The sequence below is a fragment of the Chromobacterium piscinae genome (assembly GCF_021129175.1).
Lineage (GTDB): Bacteria > Pseudomonadota > Gammaproteobacteria > Burkholderiales > Chromobacteriaceae > Chromobacterium > Chromobacterium piscinae.
Genome location: NZ_JAJOHV010000003.1, coordinates 1 through 17,712 on the forward strand (window position 1 = coordinate 1; position 17,712 = coordinate 17,712).

20 protein-coding genes are annotated in these 17,712 nt (G+C 66.4%); 9 read left to right on the top strand and 11 right to left on the bottom strand.

The features are described 5' to 3' along the window. The coding region (locus LQR33_RS00465) for an amidase family protein (RefSeq protein WP_269326165.1) at positions 1-458 on the bottom strand (458 nt) is incomplete at its 3' end. Positions 459-578: 120 nt separating this feature from the next. On the opposite strand from LQR33_RS00465, the gene LQR33_RS00470 reads away from it, so the two are divergent. Beyond that, entirely contained in the window at positions 579-1,178 is a 600-nt protein-coding gene (locus tag LQR33_RS00470; RefSeq protein WP_231466986.1) for a TetR/AcrR family transcriptional regulator, read from the top strand. Positions 1,179-1,223: 45 nt separating this feature from the next. Here LQR33_RS00470 and nemA read toward each other — a convergent pair whose 3' ends face one another. From nemA to LQR33_RS00485, 3 genes are all read right to left on the bottom strand, one after another. Further along, positions 1,224-2,318 (bottom strand): alkene reductase, encoded by a 1,095-nt coding sequence (nemA, locus tag LQR33_RS00475; protein WP_221666506.1) that lies wholly within the window; start codon positions 2,316-2,318, stop codon positions 1,224-1,226. Positions 2,319-2,346: 28 nt separating this feature from the next. Then, positions 2,347-3,087 (bottom strand): NADPH-dependent oxidoreductase, encoded by a 741-nt coding sequence (locus tag LQR33_RS00480; protein ID WP_166437899.1) that lies wholly within the window; start codon positions 3,085-3,087, stop codon positions 2,347-2,349. An 85-nt stretch (positions 3,088-3,172) separates the two neighbouring features. Then, the gene (locus tag LQR33_RS00485) at positions 3,173-3,790 is read right to left on the bottom strand and encodes a TetR/AcrR family transcriptional regulator (protein WP_021477715.1); all 618 of its coding nucleotides are present in this window, start codon (positions 3,788-3,790) and stop codon (positions 3,173-3,175) included. A 197-nt stretch (positions 3,791-3,987) separates the two neighbouring features. Here LQR33_RS00485 and LQR33_RS00490 point away from each other — a divergent pair, with 197 nt between their 5' ends. Next, on the top strand, positions 3,988-4,944 hold the full coding sequence (locus tag LQR33_RS00490) for a metallophosphoesterase family protein (RefSeq protein WP_231466988.1): 957 nt from the start codon (positions 3,988-3,990) through the stop codon (positions 4,942-4,944). A 14-nt stretch (positions 4,945-4,958) separates the two neighbouring features. Beyond that, positions 4,959-5,276, top strand: coding sequence for a cupredoxin domain-containing protein (locus tag LQR33_RS00495; RefSeq protein ID WP_231466990.1), 318 nt, complete (start codon positions 4,959-4,961; stop codon positions 5,274-5,276). A gap of 6 nt (positions 5,277-5,282) precedes the next feature. Here LQR33_RS00495 and LQR33_RS00500 read toward each other — a convergent pair whose 3' ends face one another. Then, positions 5,283-5,555: a metal/formaldehyde-sensitive transcriptional repressor gene (locus tag LQR33_RS00500; RefSeq protein WP_166437902.1), complete on the bottom strand. Its 273-nt coding sequence runs from the start codon at positions 5,553-5,555 to the stop codon at positions 5,283-5,285. A 116-nt stretch (positions 5,556-5,671) separates the two neighbouring features. On the opposite strand from LQR33_RS00500, the gene LQR33_RS00505 reads away from it, so the two are divergent. Both LQR33_RS00505 and LQR33_RS00510 read left to right on the top strand, forming a co-directional pair. Further along, on the top strand, positions 5,672-6,790 hold the full coding sequence (locus LQR33_RS00505; protein WP_231466992.1) for a nickel/cobalt efflux transporter: 1,119 nt from the start codon (positions 5,672-5,674) through the stop codon (positions 6,788-6,790). Between the two features lie 186 nt (positions 6,791-6,976). Next, complete coding sequence (locus tag LQR33_RS00510) at positions 6,977-9,244, top strand: nitric-oxide reductase large subunit (RefSeq protein WP_231466994.1); 2,268 nt, start codon at positions 6,977-6,979, stop codon at positions 9,242-9,244. Between the two features lie 49 nt (positions 9,245-9,293). Here LQR33_RS00510 and LQR33_RS00515 read toward each other — a convergent pair whose 3' ends face one another. The 3 genes from LQR33_RS00515 to LQR33_RS00525 form a co-directional block, all read right to left on the bottom strand. Further along, positions 9,294-9,821, bottom strand: coding sequence for a GNAT family N-acetyltransferase (locus tag LQR33_RS00515; protein WP_221666499.1), 528 nt, complete (start codon positions 9,819-9,821; stop codon positions 9,294-9,296). Positions 9,822-9,931: 110 nt separating this feature from the next. After that, positions 9,932-10,258: a hypothetical protein gene (locus LQR33_RS00520; protein ID WP_221666498.1), complete on the bottom strand. Its 327-nt coding sequence runs from the start codon at positions 10,256-10,258 to the stop codon at positions 9,932-9,934. After that, entirely contained in the window at positions 10,255-12,879 is a 2,625-nt protein-coding gene (locus tag LQR33_RS00525; protein WP_231466996.1) for a glycoside hydrolase family 15 protein, read from the bottom strand. The genes LQR33_RS00520 and LQR33_RS00525 overlap by 4 nt, the downstream gene beginning before the upstream one ends. Before the next feature lie 300 nt (positions 12,880-13,179). On the opposite strand from LQR33_RS00525, the gene LQR33_RS00530 reads away from it, so the two are divergent. The 3 genes from LQR33_RS00530 (at position 13,180) to LQR33_RS00540 (ending at position 15,659) form a co-directional block, all read left to right on the top strand. Then, a complete protein-coding gene (locus LQR33_RS00530; protein WP_221668344.1) occupies positions 13,180-13,812 on the top strand; it encodes a lytic polysaccharide monooxygenase auxiliary activity family 9 protein in 633 nt (210 codons plus the stop codon). A 140-nt stretch (positions 13,813-13,952) separates the two neighbouring features. Further along, positions 13,953-15,167, top strand: coding sequence for an NO-inducible flavohemoprotein (gene hmpA / locus LQR33_RS00535; protein ID WP_221668343.1), 1,215 nt, complete (start codon positions 13,953-13,955; stop codon positions 15,165-15,167). A 54-nt stretch (positions 15,168-15,221) separates the two neighbouring features. Next, on the top strand, positions 15,222-15,659 hold the full coding sequence (locus tag LQR33_RS00540; RefSeq protein ID WP_231179208.1) for an RrF2 family transcriptional regulator: 438 nt from the start codon (positions 15,222-15,224) through the stop codon (positions 15,657-15,659). 153 nt (positions 15,660-15,812) lie between these two features. On the opposite strand, the gene LQR33_RS00545 is transcribed toward LQR33_RS00540, so the two are convergent. Next, positions 15,813-16,199 (bottom strand): VOC family protein, encoded by a 387-nt coding sequence (locus tag LQR33_RS00545; protein WP_221666494.1) that lies wholly within the window; start codon positions 16,197-16,199, stop codon positions 15,813-15,815. A 118-nt stretch (positions 16,200-16,317) separates the two neighbouring features. On the opposite strand from LQR33_RS00545, the gene LQR33_RS00550 reads away from it, so the two are divergent. Further along, complete coding sequence (locus tag LQR33_RS00550; RefSeq protein ID WP_231466998.1) at positions 16,318-16,659, top strand: YnfA family protein; 342 nt, start codon at positions 16,318-16,320, stop codon at positions 16,657-16,659. A gap of 11 nt (positions 16,660-16,670) precedes the next feature. On the opposite strand, the gene LQR33_RS00555 is transcribed toward LQR33_RS00550, so the two are convergent. Both LQR33_RS00555 and LQR33_RS00560 read right to left on the bottom strand, forming a co-directional pair. Beyond that, complete coding sequence (locus LQR33_RS00555; RefSeq protein ID WP_231467000.1) at positions 16,671-17,123, bottom strand: DMT family transporter; 453 nt, start codon at positions 17,121-17,123, stop codon at positions 16,671-16,673. Positions 17,124-17,125: 2 nt separating this feature from the next. Beyond that, complete coding sequence (locus tag LQR33_RS00560) at positions 17,126-17,596, bottom strand: DMT family transporter (RefSeq protein WP_221668341.1); 471 nt, start codon at positions 17,594-17,596, stop codon at positions 17,126-17,128. Positions 17,597-17,712: the final 116 nt, after the last annotated feature.

A 17,712-nucleotide genomic window follows, 5' to 3' on the forward strand; every position in this document is an offset into this window, starting at 1 on the left:
CCGCTGGAGCCGCCCGCGCCGCGCGCCGGGTTCCAGGGGTTGCGGGTCGGGCCGCAGAGCGCGGATTCGGTGGTGCCGCTCCAGGCGAACTCGGGCGTGGTGGTCCGCCCCAGCGTCGCCAGTCCCGCTTCGCGGAAGCGCCGCATCAGGATGGAGTCGCCCGCGGCGGTGAAGCCTTGCGCCAGCCGGCTGCCGAATTCTATCTTCCTGCCCGCCATGGTTACGCCTACATCCTTGATCAGGAAGGGCACGCCGGCGAGCGGCGAGCCCCGTTCCAGCGCCGAGGCGATGCCCGACAGTTCGGGCTGCCAGGTTTCGATGACCGCGTTGATTTGAGGGTTGACCGCCGCGCACGCCCGCAGCGCCGCATCGGCGAGCTCCTGCGGGCTGACTTCGCCCCGCGCGACCAGATTGCCCAGTCCCACCGCGTCATATTGCGCATATTCCGAAAGCTTCATCGCTGATTCCCATGGAGGATGCCCCGGCTCGACATGAGCCGGAGAGTGGTGATACCGTTCGGTATCGCTGCATGGGTATGATGATACCGATCGGTATCGTCGTCAATACGGATGGAAAAAATGAACCAGGGAAAAGCGGCCGAGTTTTCGGTCCCGCCGCGGGAGCGCCTCCTCGAGGCGGCAGGCGAGCTGTTTTACAACGATGGCATCCGGGCGACCGGCGTCGAGGCGATCGCTGCCCGGGCGAATACTACCAAGATGGCGCTGTACCGCCATTTCCAGTCGAAAGACGCGTTGCTGGCGGAATGGCTGCGCCAGGTGATCGCTGGGTACTGGCGCAAGTTCGACGCCATCGAAGCCGAGCACGCCGGCGATCCGCGCGCGCAGATCTTGGCTTGGGGGGCCTTTTTCGCCGATGACGCCGGCGCCTGGTCGCACCGCGGCTGTCCGTTCATCAATTCGATCGCGGAGCTGCCGGACCGGGAGCACGTCGGCCGCAAACTGATAGAGGAATACAAGCAAGGCCAGTGGCGGCGGCTGGCGGGTTTGTGCCGGGCCGCCTGCCTCGCGTCGCCCGAGGACACGGCGAGCGAACTGATGCTGGTGTTCGAGGGCGCGCAGGTCGCCGCTCAGAACCGGTCCATCGCCGATGCCGGCGCGCTTGCGCAGCGGATCGCCAGCGCCATTGTCGAACGCCAGGCGCAGGCGTCGATCGGCTGATCGGCCGTGAAAAAGCCCCGCGGCGGGCGGGGCTTGGCTGGCAGCTTACAGCGCGGGGTAGTCGGTATAGCCTTCCGCGCCGCCGCCGTAGAAGCTGTCCGGCTTGGGCGGGTTGAGCGGGGCGTTCCGCTTCAGTCGCTCCACCAGATCCGGGTTGGCGATGTAGCTGCGGCCGAAGGCGGCGGCATCGATATAGCCCTTTCTCAGCAGCGTTTCGGCTTTTTCCGCGGTGTAGCCGCCGGCGCCGACGATCACCCCCGGATAGCGCTGGCGCAGCTCGGCGCGGAAGCCGTCGTCCAGCACCGGGCCGCCGGCCCAGTCCGGCTCGGAGATGTGCAGGAAGGCCAGCTTGCGCTTGGCCAGCTGCTCGGCCAGGTACAGCGCCATTTCCAGTTGATCGGTGTTGCTGACGCCGTTGAAGATGCCCAGCGGCGAGATGCGGATGCCAACGTGATCGGCGTCCCACTCGGCCACCACCGCGTCCACCACTTCCAGCAGGAAGCGGGCGCGGTTTTCCACGCTGCCGCCGTATTGGTCGGCGCGGACATTGGCCTGCGGCGACAGGAATTGGTCCAGCAGGTAGCCGTGGGCGCCGTGGATCTCCACCAGGTCGAAACCGGCGCGGCGCGCGTTGTCGGTGGCGCGGCGGTAGTCCTCGATGATGTCGGCTATCTCCTCGATTTCCAGCGCGCGCGGGGTGTCGCACTGCTCGCGCACCAAGCTGCCGTCTGCGGCGCGGATATTGGTGCGGCTGTCGGCCTGGATGGCGGACGGGCCGACCGGCGCGTCGCCGTTAGGCTGCAGCGAGCGATGCGAGATGCGGCCGGTGTGCCACAGCTGCAGCGCGATCTTGCCGCCGGCCTGGTGCACGGCGTCGGTCACTTCGCTCCAGGCGCGGACCTGCTCTTCGCTGTAGATGCCGGGCGCGCCGGCATAGCCCTTGGCGGTGGCGGAGATATGGGTGCCTTCGGCCACGATCAGGCCGGCGCTGGCGCGCTGGCGGTAGTATTCCTTGGCCAGCGGGCCGGGCACGTCGCCCGGTTCGATGTTGCGCAGGCGGGTCAGCGGGGCCATGGCCACGCGGTTGGCCAGGGCGACGGCGCCCATTTGCAGCGGGGTCAGCAGTTTGTCGGCTTGCATGTCGGTTTCCTTAGAAGAGTGGTCGGAGTTACTGCTCGAAGCCAAAACCCTGGGCGCGCGCGGCGGGCGCGACCTTGGGGAAGTAAACCTGGCGGTAGTAGCGGGCGGTGTTGGCGGTCCAGGGCTCGCCGTCGGCGCGGCCGATGTCCTGCCAGTGGCGGCTCAGCGTGTCGTCGTAGGCGGCGATATGGCCGGCCAAATCTTCGGCGTGGTAACGCTCTCGGTGGATGAAGCTGGCGCGCGGCAGGCGGGGCTTCTGTTCGCCGTCGTGCTGGATGTGGCCGATCACCACGCCGGCCAGCGGGAAAGTCAGCTCCGGCAGATCCAGCAGCTCTATCATCGCCTGCGGATCGCGGCGGATGCCGCCGATCGGCACCGCGCCCAGGCCGACGGCGTGGGCGGCGGTGATCAGATTGCCCAGCGCGATGCCGGCGTCCACCGAACCGACGGCGAAAGCTTCGACGCTGTCGTGTATCACCTGCTTCTCGCCGGCCATCTCCACGCCCAGGCGGGTCTTGTGGAAGTCCATCACCACGGCGACGAACACCGGCGCCTGGGCGATCCAGGGCTGGCCGCCGGCGATTTCGGCGATGCGCGCGCGGCGCTCGGCGTCTTGCACCACCACCAGCGAGACCTGCTGGCCGTTGATCGAGGTCGGGCCTTTCCAGGCGGCATCCAGCACGGCATCCAGCAATTCCGGGGCGACGGGTTTGTCCTGATAGCTGCGCACGCTGCGATGGCTGTGCATCAGTTGCAAGGTTTCGTTCATGATTCGCTCCATTTTAGTTAATTGAGTAGACCAGTCGTCTAGTATTGGCTTTAAGAAAACCCGCCGGATGCGGCGGGATGATCTTTTATCGTTTACAGCTGGCGTTGTCAGGCTGCGGCAGCATGGTTTCCGTCAAGCGGTAGGCGTTGTGCATCGGTTGGTCGGAGCGCTGCACCTTGTACAGCAGCGCGCTGCCTACCCACAGGCTATACAGGCTGGCGGCCAACTCGTCGGCTTCCAGATAGGTGCACAGGCTGCCTTCGGCTTGGCCGCGGCGTATGGCGTCGGCCAGGCGGGAGATCAGCCGGCCCATGCCTTCGGCCAACATTTCGCGCATCGGCTCGGACAGGTCGGACACTTCCGCCGCCAGTTTCACCGCCAGGCAGGTATGGCTCTGTTCGGTGCAGCGGTGGGTGTCCAGCCAGCCCTGGAAATAGCGGATCAGGCAGTCGCGGGCATTGCCGGACTCGGGCCGCAGCAGCACTACCAGTCTTTCGTCGTAACTCAGGAAGTAGCGGCGCAGCATTTCCACGCCGTAGCCTTCCTTGGACGGAAAGTAATGGTAAAACGACCCCTTGGGCACGCCGGCGGTGGAGAGTATCTCCGCCAGCCCGACGGCTGCGAAGCCTTTGCCGAGGATGATTTCCTCGCCGGTGGCCAGCAGGTGCTCGCGGGTGTCGGCTGAATGATTGGCTCGTGACATGCGCTGAATACTACTAGACCAGTCGTCTAGTTTCAAGAAAATTATCCGCCAACTCTCAAACCGTTGTCGTTTTCATTCCACAGCGGCGCGGCTTGACTGCGCCGGATGCCCATCCTACAACCAGCTCAGCGCGTCGCCGCCAAGCGGCCGATCCGGTCGGACGGCTGGGCGGCGGCGCCTTGCGAAAGGAGCGGGCGATGGACGAGAAGGATTCGACGGAGCAAGAGGGCGCGCCGGATGCCGGCCGCCGCGAGGCCTTGGGCTGTCTGGCCGCCTGGTCCGGCGCGGCGCTGGTGTGGACCATGGCGGGCGGGGTGCCGCGGGCGCAGGCTGCAGGGGCTATCGGCGCGGGCGAGGGCGGCTTGAGTTTCGTCCAGATCAGCGACACCCACCTGGGCTTCCACCGCGAGGCCAATCCCGATGTGCAGGGCAGCCTGCGCCGCGCGATCGCCGACATCAACGCCTTGCAGCGGGTGCCGGCCTTCGCCGTGCACACCGGCGACGTCAGCCACCTGTCCAAGCCGGAGGAGTTCGATCTGGGCCGGCAGATGTTCAAGGAGATCCGCGTCGACCGCGTCCACACCATCCCCGGCGAGCATGATGCGCTGGACGACGGCGTGTCCGGCTATCTGAAGTTCTTCGACCATGACGGCAAGGGCAAGGCCTGGTACAGCTTCGACCAGGGCGGCGTCCACTTCGTCGCGCTCAATAATGTGCTGAACTTCTCCACCAGCCGGCTGGCGGCGCTGGGCGACGAGCAACTGGCCTGGCTCAAGCGCGATCTGGCCCGGCTGTCGCGCTCCACCCCCATCATCGTGCTGGCGCACATTCCCTTGTGGACGGTTTACGAGCCGTGGGGCTGGGGCACCGCCGACGCCGACCGGGCGATGGCGCTGCTGCGGCCGTTCGGCTCGGTGACGGTTTTGAACGGCCATATCCACCAGGTGATGCAAAAAGTGGAGGGCCATGTCGCCTTCCACACCGCGCGCTCGCTGGCCTATCCGCTGCCGACGCCGGGCCAGGCCGGTTTCGGCGAGCCGGCGCCGGTCAAGGTGCCGGCCGGGGAGTTGGGCAAGTTGCTGGGCACGCGGCAGCTGACCATCGTTCCGGGCAGCGGCCAGCTGGCGATGGTCGATACGCCGCTGGATCATTGAGAGAGGGGGATGGCATGGGCGCTTGGAAAACGGGAGCGGCGCTGGGCGCTTGGCTGGCCGCCGCCATGGCCTGGGCCGGGCCGCAGCAGGTGGACATCAGCAAATTCGCGTTCACGCCGAAGGAGGTGGCGGTGGCGCCGGGGACCAAGGTGGTGTGGGTCAACCACGACGAGATTCCCCACACCGTGTCCGGCCGGGACAAGACTTTTGTCTCCAAGGCGATGGACACCGACGACCGCTACGAGCATGTGTTCGACAAGGAGGGCGATTACGCCTACTTCTGCGCGGTGCACCCGTACATGACCGGCGTGGTGCACGTGCGCAAGCCCTGAGCGGGTTTACTTCAGATAGGAGCGGAGCACCTGCAGCACGGCGTCCAGGTCGTGCTGGCGCTGCTCCAGCTCCGGCTCCTTGACCACGTGGTCGGTCAGATGGCCTTCCATCACCGCCAGCATCAGCCCGTTGACCGCGCCGCGTATCGCGGCGATCTGCTGCAGGATGGCCGAACAGTCGCCATCGTTTTCCAGCTGCTTCTCCAGCGCGGCGGCCTGGCCCTTCAGGCGGCGCACCCGCGCCAGCAGCTTGGCCTTGTCCCGTACCGTGTGCGACATCGTGTGGTTCTCCGTTTTCGATCGCCTGATCTTAGCATGGCAGATACTGGGGGCTAGTATATTGATACTGGGGGTGAGTATAATGTGGCGCATCTACCCCCTACCCGGAAATCGCCATGACCTCGTTCTCCGCCTTGTTGCAACAGGGCAACGCCTGGCTGTTCATGCCCAGCGCCATCGCGCTCGGCGCCTTGCACGGCCTGGAGCCGGGCCACTCCAAGACCATGATGGCCGCCTTCATCGTCGCTATCCGCGGCACGGTGCGCCAGGCCGTGCTGCTGGGCCTGGCCGCCACCGTGTCCCATACCGCGGTGGTGTGGCTGGTGGCGCTGATTGGCTTGCATTTCGGCCGCAGCTGGAACGCGGAAACCGCGGAGCCGTATTTCCAGATCGCGTCGGCGGCGCTGGTGATGGCCGTGGCCGGGTGGATGATGTGGCGCACTTGGCGTCACAGCGGGCATGGCCATCGCCACGAACATGAGCACGGCCATGAGCACGGCCACGGCGAGGCCAAGCGCATTGACACCGGCCATGGCGTGGTGGCGCTGCGGATATTCGAAACCGGCGCGCCGCCGCGCTTCCGGCTGGCCGCCGCCGATGGCCGCAAGCTGGGCTGGCGCGCCGAGCAGGTCAGGCTGGAAACCGAGCGCGCGGATGGCGCGCGGCAGGCGTTTTCCTTCCGGGAGGCCGGTGGCTTCCTCGAGTCGGCGGAGGAGATACCGGAGCCGCACGAATTCGTCGCCAGGCTGCAACTGGGCCATGGCCACCACAGCCATGATTACGATGTGGAATTCGTCGAACACGACCATGCTCACGCGGTGGGGGAGTACGCCGGCTTGGATGTGTCCGCCCCCGGCTACCAGGATCCGCACGAGCTGGCGCACGCCAACGATATCCGCCGCCGCTTCGCCGGCCGCGACGTCACCACCGGCCAGATCGTGGTGTTCGGCCTGACCGGCGGCCTGGTGCCGTGCCCGGCCTCCATCACCGTGCTGCTGCTGTGCTTGCAACTGAAACAGGTGGCGCTGGGCGCGACGCTGGTGTTGTGCTTCAGCATCGGCTTGGCGCTGACCATGGTGGCGTCCGGCGTGCTGGCGGCGCTGAGCGTCAAGCATGTGGCGGGGCGCTGGAGCGGTTTCGGCGAATGGGTGAGGAAAGCGCCGTATGTCTCCGGCGCGCTGATCATGCTGGTGGGTTTGTACTTGGGCTGGTCCGGCTGGTCGCACTTGGCTTGATCGGCTGGATAGGGCGGCAAGGGCGGCTCCCGCGCGGGGCCGCCTTTTTTCATGCGTTTTCAAGGAATGGATTCCGAGGCCTTGATCTGTATCATGCTTAAAGATGTGTAATGTATACATCTTTAATTTCAGCATGTAGGCTGCGGACTGAGTCAGTTACTTGGGAGGCCCGCGAAGGGAGCGCATATGAAAAACACGCGAAGACTATGGGGATGGCTGGCGGTGATCTGCCTGCTGTCATTCTCGGTCCTGCTCTATATGGGCAAGGAAATCTATCAGGCGGCGCCGCCGATTCCGACGGTGGTGCAGGGCGCCGACGGCAAGGCGCTGTTCACCGGCGAGCAGATACGCCGCGGCCAGCAGGCCTGGCTGGCGTCCGGCGGCCAGCAGCTGGGCACGGTGTGGGGGCATGGCAGCTATGTGGCGCCGGACTGGTCGGCCGACTGGCTGCACCGCGAGGCGCTGGCGCTGAGGGAGGAGTGGGCCAGGCAACGCTTCGGCAAGCCTTACGCGCGGCTGGATGTCGGCCATCAGGGCATGCTGGACGCCGAGCTGCGCCGCGAGATGCGCGCCAACGGCTATGACGCGGCCAGCGACACGCTGACGCTGAGCGCGGCCCGCGCCGCCGCCGCGCGCGAGGTGGCCGGGCATTATCAGGGCCTGTACGGCGCCGATCCGGCTTTCGACAAGCTGCGCGAGCAGTACGCGATGACTGCCAACGCGCTGCCGTCGGCCGACGACCGCCTGGCGGTGTCGGCGTTCTTCTTCTGGTCGGCCTGGTCCGCCGCCGCCGACCGTCCGGGCGAGGCCGGCGTGTCCTACACCAATAATTGGCCGCACGAGCCGCTGGTCGGCAACGCGCCCACCGCGGCCAATGGCATGTGGTCTATCGCCAGCGTGATTCTGATGCTGGCCGGCATCGCCGCCATGGTGTGGTACCACATGGCCGCCGGCGAGGGCGAGGAGCCCGCGCAGGTGCCGGATGCCGATCCGCTGGGCCGGCTCAAGGCCACGCCGTCGATGCGCGCCACCCGCAAGTATTTCTATGTGGTGATCGGCCTGTTGCTGACCCAGGTGGGCATGGGCGCCATCACCGCCCACTACGCGGTGGAAGGCCACAGCTTCTTCGGCCTGCCGCTGGCCGAGGTGCTGCCCTGGGTGGTGAGCCGCACCATCCATACCCAGTTCGGCGTGCTGTGGATCGCCACCGCCTGGCTGGCCACCGGCCTCTACATCGCGCCGCTGCTGTCCGGCCATGAGCCCAAACATCAGAAGCTGGGCGTGGACGTGCTGTTCTGGGCGCTGATCTTTATCGTGGTCGGCTCCACCGTCTGCGGCTGGCTGGGCACGCTGCAGCGGCTGGGCACCGACTTCAGCTTCTGGATCGGCAACCAGGGCCTCGCCTACACCAGCATGGGCCGGGTGTGGCAGATACTGCTGTTCGTCGGCTTGCTGTTCTGGCTGTTCCTGGTGGCGCGCGCGCTGCTGTCGGCGCTGCGCAATCCCGAGACCGAGGGCCGCAGCCTGATCGCGATGCTGCTGCTGTCCGCCGCCTGCATCGGCCTGTTCTACGCCACCTCGCTGGCCTGGGGCCAACACACTCATTACTCGATGATCGAGTACTGGCGCTGGTGGCTGGTGCATCTGTGGGTGGAAGGCTTCTTCGAAGTGTTCGCCACCGCGGTGATCGCGCTGATCTTCGCGCGGCTGGGCCTGATCCGCATGGCCAGCGCCAATCGCGCCATCGTGCTGGAAACCATTGTCTTCCTGTTCGGCGGCATCCTGGGCACGCTGCACCATCTGTACTTCACCGGCGCGTCCACCGCGGTGATTTCCATCGGCGCGGTGTTCTCTGCGTTCGAAGTGGTGCCGCTGGCGCTGGTGGGTTTCGAGGGCTGGCAGACTTACCGCCGCGGCGGCGCCGCGCCGTGGGTGGCGCGCTACAAGTGGGCCATCCTGTGCTTCGTCGCGGTCGGCTTGTGGAATACCGTGGGCGCCGGCCTGCTGGGCTTCGCCATCAACCCGCCGATCTCGCTGTACTACGTGCAGGGGCTGAACATGACGCCGGCCCACGGCCACGCGGCTCTGTTCGGCGTCTACGGCATGCTGGGCATCGGCCTGATGCTGTTCTGCCTGCGCGGCGTGTCGGAGGCGGAGCAATGGGATGACGGCCTGTTGAAGCCTACCTTCTGGATGCTCAATATCGGCCTGTTCATGATGGTGTTCATGTCCATCCTGCCCTCCGGCATCTACCAGGCCTGGGCCAGCATCGAGCATGGCTTGTGGTATGCGCGCTCGCCGGAGGTGGTGCACTCGGTGCTGATGCAGAATCTGGTGTGGCTGCGGGTGCCGGGCGACATCGTGTTCGCGCTGGGCGTGCTGTATCTGGGCCGCTTCGCCCTGAGGCTGCTGGGCTGGGGCGGCCGGAAGGCTGCCGCGGCGCAACGGGCGTGAGCGGGGGGGGAGGAATGGAAAAAGCCGGGCTTGCCCGGCTTTTTCGCGCTTACAGCGTCTTGTACATCAGCGTGGTGGCTTGCAGTTTTTTGCCGCGGCCATCCCAGGCGTAGCCGGGAATCCGGCCGGCGGCCAGATAGCCCAGCGACAGGTACAGCGGCTCGGCCTTGTCGCCGCTGGCGGTGTCCAGCGTCAGCAGGCTGCGGCCGCGTTGCCGCGCCTGGACCTCCAGTTCCGCCATCAGCGCGCGTGCCAGGCCCAGGCGGCGATGGCGCGGATGCACCATCAGCTTGCATGCCTCGGCGCGGTGCGGCTGGTTGGGCGGGGTGTCGCAGTCCAGCTGCGCGCTGCCGGCCAGTTCGCCGTCTACTAGCGCGGCCAGCAGTACCCGGCCGCCGCCGGCGACGCCGGGCAGCGTCTTGTCGCGCCAGAAGGCGGCGGCTTGTTCGATGGAAAACGGCAACATGAAATGGATGCTGGCGCCGTCATGCACGCAGACGTGCAAGAGTTCGGCCAACTCTGGTATGCGGGCTTGGGTTTGCGCGGCGTCGAGCGCGATGATTTCCAGCTGCGTCATTTTGAGTCTCCTGTTTTCTGTTTCTGGGCACGCGGGCTTGATGGTGAAGCAAGAAAAAGGCCCGGGAGACCGGGCCTTCGTCATCGAAGCCGCAAGACGCCGCGGCCGGATCAGGGATCGGGCGGCCTGGGCAGCGGCTGCGCGTCGGGAATATCCGGCGCGCCGCGTTGGACTTCTACTTTGGCCACTACCGGCGCGGCATCCGGCCGCCAGCTGTCGCCGCCTTTTTTCACCGGCGACAGCGCCGGACGGGCTGGCGGCCGCCACTGAGTGGCGGGCGTGGCTTGATGGACGATGGGTTGGACCGGAGGCGCGGCGGCCGCTTTGGCGGTGGCCGGTGGAGGAGGAGGGTGCTCCGCTTGCCGCAGCAGCCAGGCCGCGCCGCCTGCCACCGCCAGGCCTATCAGGATGGCGAGTCCGGCGCGGCGCGGGATCACCAGCTCACCTGGTCGTTCAGGTTGAGGCTGCCGCTGGCCGGCGTCTGCAGGCTGCGGTTGCTGGACCGATTTTCCCAGCTCACGCTGCCGTCAGCGTTCTTGCGGTAATACTTGTAGGCGATTTGCTGGCTGGCGGGCAGGTTGACGCCGTTGCGCCATGACGGGTAGGCGGCCGCGTCCAACGGGATGCCGAGGTCGGTGTTCCAGTTGCCCAGCGCCCGCGCATTGCCGGTGACGTAGAGCTGCTGCCCCCACTGCGTGCCGGCGGCGGCGTTGATGGCGACTGCCACTTCGCCGGCCTTGGGCGCGGCGCGGCAGTTGTTGTAGCGCGCGCAGACCACTTGCGGGATGTCGATGATGCGGCCGGCGTTGATCGAGGCCAGCAGGCTGATGTATTCGCCCATCGCCCAGTTCAAGGGCCCCATCGACTTGGTGGCGCTGCCCGGCTGGTAGCCGGCCGGCGTGGTCACCGCCCAGCCGTCCGGCAGCGTGGCGCTGTTGGACCACACCTGCTCCGGCAGCATGCCTTCCGGCGTGGCCAGCAGCTTCAGCGTGGCGAAGTAGGGCTGGCCGGCGCTGCCCGCTCCCTGGCGGGCGATCTCGTACATGCCGCGTTCGGCGGTGAAGATCGGCCACAGCCGGCCGGCGCCGGTGCCGTTGAAATCGCTGCCGTCGTTGTGCTCGCCGTAGCCGTCGAAGTTGTAGCGGAACCAGGCGTTGGCCGGCAGCTTGGGCGCGCCGGGCAGCGCAAGATATTGGCCGAGTACGCTGTCGAACACAGCCATGGTGTTGACGATGGTGGGATCGTCGGCGCGCTTGACGCCCATCCGCACCAGCTCCAGGAAGCCGCCGTCCACCACGCGGCGGGCATCGTGGCTGCCGCCGCCATTCTTGACCGTCAGCGTCTGCGGCGTGTCCGGCCCAGCCGCCGGGTTGAAGCTGGCGCGGTCGGCGCCGCTTCCCGCGCGATTGGCTGGGTTGATCCGGATGTAGTAGCTGCCGTTGCCGAAGCCGCCGCTGGTGGTGTAGGTCCAGGCGGCGACGTTCTGCTGCCAGTAGTCGGCGGCGGACAGATAGCGGCCGGCGCTGGCGTCGTCGCCGTTGGCGCGGGCGATGTCGGCGGCGGCCGCCAGGCCGGCGATCTCGGCTGCGATCGTCGACGGCGAGTAGCCGGCGTTCTCTTCCCAGCGCTCCTGGTAGCTCCACGGGCCGGTGGCGACGATGTAGTCGGCGGTCTGCTTGATCTTGGGCCACAGCGGATTGGAAACGGACGGCCCCAGCCGCCAGGCCAGCAGGATGGGCATCGCCTGCTCGTCCATCTGCGTGCCCTGCCAGTACGGCCAGCCGCTGACCCAGGCGTTCTGCGGGAAGCGGCCGACGCGGCTGTAGCCGGCGGCGCAGCCGGGCGCGTTGTATTCCGCCGCGCCGCAGTCGCTGTTCTGCTGCAGCGTGTTGAACAGATAGTTGACCACGGTCGTGGCGGTGGCGGCGTCGCCGGCGGTGTAGAGGGCGTTGGCGAACTTGAACAGGTCGCGCGGCCACACCAGATGGTAGCCTCCCTGGTTGGCGTCGCCCTGGGTCTCGCCCCATGGCGTGCCGATGCCGGCGATCATTGCGCCGTTGCTCTTGTCCTGCATGGTCTTCAGCGTCATCGCCGCCAGATAGTAGCGGTCATCGGCCAGGCCGCCCTGGGCGGACAGGCCGGCGGCGTAGGCGTGCCAGGCGTTGTCGTACTGCTGTTGCGCGGTTGAAAGATCGCTGCCCAAGGACGCGGCGGCGGCGTTGACGGCGTCGCCCTGGCTCTTGCCGAAACCCAGCACCATGTCGAAAGACACGCTGGCCGCGGCGGGATTGCCCAGGTCCAGCCAGCCGGTCTGGGCGACGTTGCCGTTGGTGGCCGAGCTGAAGGTCCAATCCATCTTGCTGTCGCCGCTGCCTATCAGATCGGTCCAGCCGTCGCTCTGGCCGACGAAGCCGTTGGACAGCATGGCCTGGCCGTTGATGGTCTTCCACGGCCGGCTGGCCATCAGCGCCGAGGCGCGGCTGTTGCGGCTGGCCGCCAGCGCGTAGCCGCCGGCTACGGCGACGGTCTGGGCGCTGTTGCCGCCGCCGGCATTGTCCAGATAGGGCTTGAACAACACGTATAGTTTGAAGTCGCCGACCGTATGGCCGTTCAATGCGGTGAAGGTCACGCGCTGCACCAGCGCGTCGCGACTGGGGTCGGCGAAGATGCGTTTGCTGATCCGCCAATTGTGGCCGTCGTTGCCGGTGCTGGCGATCCAGCTCATCGTGCGCTTGTCGCTCTGGCTGGCGGAGTAGGCCTGGCGTTTCTCCTCGTCGACGAAGGTCTGGCCGGCGTCGCCGACCAGAAACTGCAGATCCACCGATTCCGGCGTGTCCAGCGCCGGGTAGTACACCTCGGACACGATGCCGCGATAGCCGGTGAAGTAGACGCGGGAAGGGCTGTTGACCGCGGTGCCGACGAAGGACTTGGCCGCCGGGCCGCGCACCGGCACGCCGCCGGGCGAGCCGAACGCCTCCGCGGCCTGGATGGCGGGCGAGAGCAGGGCGGCGATCAGAACGCCTAAAAGCGCGGGGCGGGTCAGGGACGGATGGGGCATGGTTATTGTCTCCTCTTGGTTTTACTGGCGTTGACGAAGCCTTGCGGCTCAATGTCATTGTAATTTTGTTACGCAATATACCAAATAAATGAAACGACGGCGGCGCGCGCCCGCGCGAGTGTTCGGGAGTACAGGCCGCGGTGAAACGCAAGCTCCGCCAGGCCGTTGGGATGGGAGGGCATGCGCCGAGCCGGCCTGCCGGCACAAAGGATGGGGCGAGGCGGGCCTCGCGGCGCTTACGCTGCCAACAGCCGGGCAAACTGTCCGGTTTTCCAACCCATACCGATACAGGGGGATGCAATGAGCCAGACCAAGGTGGAGTCACAGTCCGTCGCCCAGCCTCGCCACGGCCAAATATTCGAGCCCGCTTCGCGAGGCCAGCTGTGCGTGGACGGCGTCAACGCGCAATGTCCGCTGCAGAGCTGGCAGGTCAACGGCCTGGAAGGCGGCAAATTCTTTCCGGCCGCGGAGGCCAATCTGCACGACCCGCTGGCGCCGACCGACGCCGTCAACGCCCAGCCCCCCGTCGATGGCAGGATAGCGAGCGCCGGGCAAGCGCACTCGGCGGTACTTGACGAGCAGAGCGCCGATCGCTGGCACAAGCATCCGGCGAGGCCCGGCCAGACGCTGGAATTCAAATGGAGCTACCACGCCATCCACCTGACCCGCCGCTGGAACTACTTCATCACCAAGGCGGATTGGGATCCGAACCGGCCGCTGACCCGCGCCCAGTTCGAGGCGGAGCCGTTCTACAAGGCGGAGCTGACCGCGCAGCCGTTCTGGGAACACCAGGCGGAACTGACTCCGCCGCAGCCTACGATCCACCAGGTCCGTCTGCCGGAGCGCCGCGGTTATCACGTGGTGCTGGCGGTATGGGAGGTGGCGGACACCGGCAACGCCTTCTACCAGGTGATCGATTTCAATTTCATATGACGCGCGCGGCGTTGCCGCTGTAGTTTTGTGACACAGATCAAATAAACATGTATTATTTGTATATCTTTAAGAGTCCCCGGCGTTCAGGGGCTTTTTTTCGACAATGAAGATGTATTTTTTGAATATCTTAAGGAGCTGACATGCTGAGCGAACAAACCCGATCCCTGGTCAAAGCCACCGTGCCGGTGCTGCAGCAGCACGGCGTGGCGTTGACCAGCCATTTCTACCGCCGCATGTTCGAACACAACCCGGAGCTGAAGAATGTTTTCAACCAGGGCCATCAGCATTCCGGCCAGCAGCAGCAGGCGCTGGCGATGGCGGTGTTGGCCTATGCCCAGCATATCGACGACCCGTCGCCGCTGCTGCCGGTGCTGACTCGCGTCGCGCACAAGCATGTCAGCCTGGGCATACGCGCCGAGCACTATCCCATCGTCGGCAAGCATCTGCTGGCCTCCATCCGCGAGGTGCTGGGCGAGGCGGCCGGAGACGATCTGATCCAGGCCTGGGCCGAGGCCTACGGCTTGCTGGCGGACACGCTGATCGGCATCGAAAACGGCATGTACCGCGATACCACCAACGCCGATGGCGGCTGGAGCGGCTGGCGGCCGTTCCGGGTGGCGAAAAGGGAAATGGAGAGCGAGGAGATCGCGTCGTTCTATCTGGAGCCCAGCGACGGCGGCGCGCTGCCGCCGTTCAAGCCCGGCCAGTACGTGTCGGTGAAGCGTTTCGTCGTCGAGTGGGGGCTGAGCCAGCCGCGCCAGTACAGCCTGTCCGACGCGCCCAACGGCGAGTACCTGCGCATTTCGGTCAAGCGCGAAGACGCGGGCGAAGGCAAGCCGGCCGGCCGCATGTCCAATCTGCTGCATCGCGAGGTCCAGGTCGGCGACATGCTGGAGCTGAGCGCGCCGCAAGGCGATTTCTTCCTGCACGAAGAGCGGAACGGTCCAGCGGTGCTGATCAGCGCCGGCGTCGGGCAGACGCCGATGCAGGCGATGCTGGGCCAGCTGCTCAAGCGCGGCGGCCGCGAGGTGCGTTTCCTGCACGCGGCCCGGCACGGCGGCGCGCACGCGATGGGCGCGAAAGTGCGCCAGTTGGCCGAACGCCATCCGCAGTTACGGATTCATGTTTGTTACGAGACGCCGCGCGCGCAGGATGTGATCGGCGCCGATTACCACGCGGCCGGCCGCCTGAGCCTGGACGAGATCCAAAACCTGGCGCTGCTGCCGGATGCCGACTATTACCTGTGCGGCCCGCTGGGCTTCATGCGCGCGCAGCGCGACAGCCTGCGCGGCCTGGGCGTGGCGGCCGACCGCATCCATTACGAAGTGTTCGGCTCCCACCCCGGCGACGATTGAGGCCATCGGCCAGACGCGGTATGCTGCCGCCGACTCCCCGCACTGAAGATAGACATGCAACTGACCCGATTCACCGACCTAGGACTGCGCGTGCTGATGTACCTGACTGGGCAGCAGCCCGGCCAGCTGGCCACCATCCCGGAGATCGCCGAGCGGTTCGAGGTGTCGCGCAACCACCTGGTCAAGGTGGTGCACTTCATGGCGCAGCAGGGCTGGCTGGCCACCTCCCGGGGCAAGGGCGGCGGCATGGCGTTGGCGCGGCAGCCCGAACACTACCGGCTGGGCGAGGTGGTGCGCACGCTGGAAGGCAAGCCGCAGTTGATAGACTGCGCCGAGCCTCCGTGCGCGCTGAGCCGAGGCTGTTTGCTGAAAGGCGCGCTGGACGAGGCGCTGGCGGCCTTTTTCCTGTCGCTGGACGGCTATACGCTGCGCGACATCGTGGCCAGTCCAACCGGCGAGGCCATCATCCGTCTGCATCGTCTGAGCAACTGATGGCGCCCTGATCCTGCGTTGAGCCTCCTTGCCGTACGATGCGTACTGTCTGCGTCGGCGCGTCTTGACTCAGGGCGTTATCAGCGGCTCTAGTGTTTGAGTCATCCTGCATTGTGTCCCTGGCCGTACGATGTGTACTGTCCGAGTCTACGCTTAGGCCGCCGCGGGGCCTTTCAGCTCGACGCCGTTGCCGTCGGGATCGCGCAGGTAGATCGACGGGCCGGTGCCTTCGGCGCCGAAGCGTTGCTTGGCCGGCTCGACGGCGATGCCTAGCTGAATCAGATGGGCGCGGATGGCGTCCTCGTCGAACGGCTCCACCCGCAGGCAGAAGTGATCGACATTGCGGCCGGGCGCTTCTCCTTCTTTCGCCATCAGCAGGTCGATCAGCGCGGTGCCGGCATCCAGATGCACCAATCCCAGTTTTTCCTGTCTCTTCACCACCCGGCAGCCCAGCGTTTCCAGATAGAAGCGTTCGGAGCGGGCGGGATCGGCGACGCGCAACACGATATGATCAAGTCCGAGAATATTGAACGGAGTCATCGTCTTCTCCTGTTAGTTGTTGATGATCATATGATATTTAAATGATATTTTATTGTTAAATTGTTATTTTTCATGACGTCGATAGCGCCGGGATCGGCGCGAAGACGCTGGAGGAAGTATGGAGTGGCTGTTCGGCCTGCCGCGCGTGGCGGGCCTGTTCGTGTTGACCGCATTGGCCGAGATCATCGGCTGTTATCTGCCGTGGCTGGTATTGCGCGAGGGGAAGACCTTGTGGCTGCTGGTTCCGGCCGCGTTGTCGCTGGCGCTATTCGCCTGGCTGCTGACCCTGCATCCTGTGGCGGCCGGCCGCACTTACGCCGCTTACGGCGGCGTCTACGTGACGGTGGCGATAGGCTGGCTGTGGCTGGTGGACGGCGTGCGGCCGGATCGCTGGGACGCGATCGGCTGCGCGCTGGCGCTGGCCGGCATGGCGGTGATCATGCTGGCGCCGCGCGGGTAGGGGGCAAAGGATCAAGGCATCGCACGCGCCGCCGCTGGTTTGGCATGGCCGCGTCTGGACACATAGAGGCCAGCGGTGATCAGCGCGACGCCGGCCGCTTGAGCCAGTGCCGATTTGCCGCCGCCTCCTGCCAGGCGGTCGATCAGCACGCCGGCCACCATCTGGCCGGCGATCACCAGCAGCGCGGTTTTCATCGTGCCCAGCCGCGGCAGGGCGAAGCCGTTGAGCGCGACGAACAAGGCACCGATGACGCCGCCGCACCAGGCGGTCCAGGGCGCGTCCAGCGGCAGGCGAAGCGTCGCCGCGCCGCCGGCCAGCAACAGGCTCAAAAACAGGAAGCCGCCCAGATGGTTCCAGAACGACGCGGCTAGGGCGCCATCGTGTTGCGCCAGCTTGCCGTTGAGGGAGCGGCTGCCGCCTATGCACAGGCCGTTGGCGATGGCCAAGGTCATGAAAAACAGCATGTTCAAGCTCCGAAAATCACGATCGCGCAGCCGGACAGCACCAGCGGCAGCGCCAGGGCGTCGTTTAGGCGAAGCGGACGGCGGGGCATGCCGAACAGGCCGAAGCGGTCGGACAGCAGGCCGAACAGCACTTGTCCGACCATGCCCAGCGCCAGGGTGCCGGACAGCGCCAGCGGGCTATTGACGGCGATGGCGGCCAGCGCCACTGTCAAGGCGCCGGGCACGCCGCCCAAGTAGGCCCAGCGGGGAGGCCGGCCGGCATGGGGCCTTGTCTGGCGCAGAGCCTTCCACAGCAGCAGGGCGGTCAGCAGGCCGATGGCGTGGGCCAGCCATGACGCGGTCAGCGGGTTGCCGTAAGCGGCGAGCCGGCTGTTGCAATGGATCATCAGCGCGAGCAGCGCGCCGGCCAGCAGCGCCAGCGCGCTCAGCCCGTACTCCGTGAGCGGCTGTGCGGCGGAATGATGGGTATGCATGGAAATCCTTTAGGTCTTGAATGAACACGGCGAGGCCGGATGCCAGAACTGTACATTGTGTCTCATTGACTGATAATCCATGTTTTTGGAAACTGATTGCGGATGAAAAGTGGACA

Bases quoted from the DNA above. Each gene is read 5' to 3' on its own strand.
- LQR33_RS00470 (WP_231466986.1), top strand. From the start codon at position 579: ATGAACCAGGGAAAAGCGGCCGAGTTTTCGGTCCCGCCGCGGGAGCGC.
- nemA (WP_221666506.1), bottom strand. From the start codon at position 2,318: ATGCAAGCCGACAAACTGCTGACCCCGCTGCAAATGGGCGCCGTCGCC.
- LQR33_RS00480 (WP_166437899.1), bottom strand. From the start codon at position 3,087: ATGAACGAAACCTTGCAACTGATGCACAGCCATCGCAGCGTGCGCAGC.
- LQR33_RS00485 (WP_021477715.1), bottom strand. From the start codon at position 3,790: ATGTCACGAGCCAATCATTCAGCCGACACCCGCGAGCACCTGCTGGCC.
- LQR33_RS00490 (WP_231466988.1), top strand. From the start codon at position 3,988: ATGGACGAGAAGGATTCGACGGAGCAAGAGGGCGCGCCGGATGCCGGC.
- LQR33_RS00495 (WP_231466990.1), top strand. From the start codon at position 4,959: ATGGGCGCTTGGAAAACGGGAGCGGCGCTGGGCGCTTGGCTGGCCGCC.
- LQR33_RS00500 (WP_166437902.1), bottom strand. From the start codon at position 5,555: ATGTCGCACACGGTACGGGACAAGGCCAAGCTGCTGGCGCGGGTGCGC.
- LQR33_RS00505 (WP_231466992.1), top strand. From the start codon at position 5,672: ATGACCTCGTTCTCCGCCTTGTTGCAACAGGGCAACGCCTGGCTGTTC.
- LQR33_RS00510 (WP_231466994.1), top strand. From the start codon at position 6,977: ATGAAAAACACGCGAAGACTATGGGGATGGCTGGCGGTGATCTGCCTG.
- LQR33_RS00515 (WP_221666499.1), bottom strand. From the start codon at position 9,821: ATGACGCAGCTGGAAATCATCGCGCTCGACGCCGCGCAAACCCAAGCC.
- LQR33_RS00525 (WP_231466996.1), bottom strand. From the start codon at position 12,879: ATGCCCCATCCGTCCCTGACCCGCCCCGCGCTTTTAGGCGTTCTGATC.
- LQR33_RS00530 (WP_221668344.1), top strand. From the start codon at position 13,180: ATGAGCCAGACCAAGGTGGAGTCACAGTCCGTCGCCCAGCCTCGCCAC.
- hmpA (WP_221668343.1), top strand. From the start codon at position 13,953: ATGCTGAGCGAACAAACCCGATCCCTGGTCAAAGCCACCGTGCCGGTG.
- LQR33_RS00540 (WP_231179208.1), top strand. From the start codon at position 15,222: ATGCAACTGACCCGATTCACCGACCTAGGACTGCGCGTGCTGATGTAC.
- LQR33_RS00545 (WP_221666494.1), bottom strand. From the start codon at position 16,199: ATGACTCCGTTCAATATTCTCGGACTTGATCATATCGTGTTGCGCGTC.
- LQR33_RS00550 (WP_231466998.1), top strand. From the start codon at position 16,318: ATGGAGTGGCTGTTCGGCCTGCCGCGCGTGGCGGGCCTGTTCGTGTTG.
- LQR33_RS00555 (WP_231467000.1), bottom strand. From the start codon at position 17,123: ATGCTGTTTTTCATGACCTTGGCCATCGCCAACGGCCTGTGCATAGGC.
- LQR33_RS00560 (WP_221668341.1), bottom strand. From the start codon at position 17,596: ATGCATACCCATCATTCCGCCGCACAGCCGCTCACGGAGTACGGGCTG.